This is a genomic window from Bacillus sp. EE-W1, assembly GCF_009760835.1.
Taxonomy (GTDB): Bacteria; Bacillota; Bacilli; order Bacillales; family Bacillaceae_G; genus Bacillus_A; species Bacillus_A wiedmannii.
The window spans coordinates 1-1,923 of record NZ_WIPE01000156.1 but is presented as its reverse complement, the minus strand read 5'-3'; the positions used below and the strand labels follow the sequence as shown (position 1 = coordinate 1,923).

At 28.1% G+C, this 1,923-nt stretch carries 1 protein-coding gene; it reads left to right on the top strand.

The window, feature by feature from the left end; translation table 11 throughout:
- The first annotated feature begins 495 nt into the window (after positions 1-495).
- A complete protein-coding gene (locus GFJ36_RS28780) occupies positions 496-1,764 on the top strand; it encodes a helix-turn-helix domain-containing protein (RefSeq protein ID WP_097889983.1) in 1,269 nt (422 codons plus the stop codon).
- Positions 1,765-1,923: the final 159 nt, after the last annotated feature.

The window sequence follows — 1,923 nt, the reverse complement described above, 5'->3', positions numbered from 1 at the left end:
TAATTTATGTTAATAACAATTAGTAAAATTTGATAAAAAAATTTGCGGATTTTTAATAGTTTTTTCTGTAGTGTTTTACATGTTTGAGTATTTGAGAAAATTTTTACAACATATAAAGTCTTGTAAGTGCTTATCGTTTTTTGACACAGGGCTTTTATCTCAAAAATTTGAAGGTATAAAAGATGCATTTTTTTAAGCATGATTATTATTAAATTGGTATAATATAGAAATGTAAGAAGGGGAAAAGGAAAGCCAATAGTATAAAATAATCGTTAAACATTTCAGTTGCATTAAAACAAGTATTGATAAATAAAGTAATTAGTTACAGCTGTATTGTATTAATCTTGTTTTTCATATTTGGATTGATATGTATAGGGGAATATACAATATTATTTCCCTGTTTAAAATCAAATAATGTATCTATTGTGGTAATTCATACATATAATATTACTCAAAAATAATTCAATTAAGTTATTAGAAGAAGGGATTGGAAATATGAATATTGGTGAACGTATTCGACAAATCCGTATACATAAAGAATTTACGCAAGGGGAATTAGTATCAGGAATATGCTCTATAACGTATTTAAGCAGAATTGAAAATGGACAAATCAAACCTTCAGCTTCCTTTTTAGAAAAGGTCGCTGAAAAGTTAGATGTTGATTACAATTTTCTTGTAGATGCAGATTATGAGGATATAGAACCTATGCTTCTTGAAATATGTAATAAGTATAAAAATGATAAAATTATAAGTGAAAAAGACCTATCTTCTTTAGAACTGTATGTTCGTGATATAGACTCTATTCTTTTATTATTAAAGGCTTATGGTGTTTTAATATACTATCATTCCCGAAATAATAACTTAGTATATGTAGAAGCAATTGTAAATCAGGCTGTGCAAGTTATTCCAAATCAAATAGACCCCCAGTATACTGAAGATTATATATATTATTTAATGGCTCGAGGTTATTATTTTTATAATAAACAAGATTATATGGCTGCACATGAAATCTACGTGAAGATAGAGAGTTTACTTGATCTAGAAGAAACTACTCAACACGCCAGTGTATATTATAATCTGTGTCTTGTAAATAAAGCGCTGTATAAAGATAAAAGCATTAGTCGTTTGTATGCGCAGAAAGCTTACAAAATATTTTTGAGATTTAATATAAAGAATAAAGTAATAGATACTTTGTTAATGCTCGCAATACTGTATGATTTAGATGGATTATATGACAGGGCTCTTGAATGCTTACAGCAAGCAGAATATGAATTGGGGGATAATGACAATTCTGTATATTCGCCTATCATCTCATACAATTATGGTAAAATTTACCAAGATTTGAAAGACTATACAAGTGCTATTAAGTACTATGAAGAATGTTTGCAATTAAGTGAGTTTCTCCAACAAGAACATCAAAAGGTATACGCATTACGAAGCTTAATAGAGATTCATATAGAATTTAAAGATTGGAAAACTGTTAATGAATTTATGGATGAAGCGTTTGAGTTATTATCAATTTCTGATGTACCTTACGCTAATGTTCAACTATATGGATTGAAGGGGAAGATATCTAAATTAAGAGGAGATGATTATGGATATGAAAAACAGATGCAAAAAGCAATTGAAATCGGTTTAGAAAAGAAACAATATCCTTTAGTAAGTGAACTGGCTCATGAACTAGGAGACTATTTTTTTGATAATCGTGCTTATAAAATGTCAGCAAAATATCTAAAAATATCAATTGAAAGTTCGACGAATTAAAACAAACTAAAAATACATATATAGAGGGAGATTAATCAAGGATCTTGATAATGATATCCGCAACATCCCCTCTATGTGATTCTATAGTAATAGTAGGTATTGGATTAATAGGATTTAACATAAGGCAAATTACAAATAAAATTGGTTAAATAGGTAACT

What these genes read in the sequence shown, in the direction of transcription:
- GFJ36_RS28780 (WP_097889983.1), top strand. Translation starts at nt 496, where the DNA reads ATGAATATTGGTGAACGTATTCGACAAATCCGTATACATAAAGAATTT.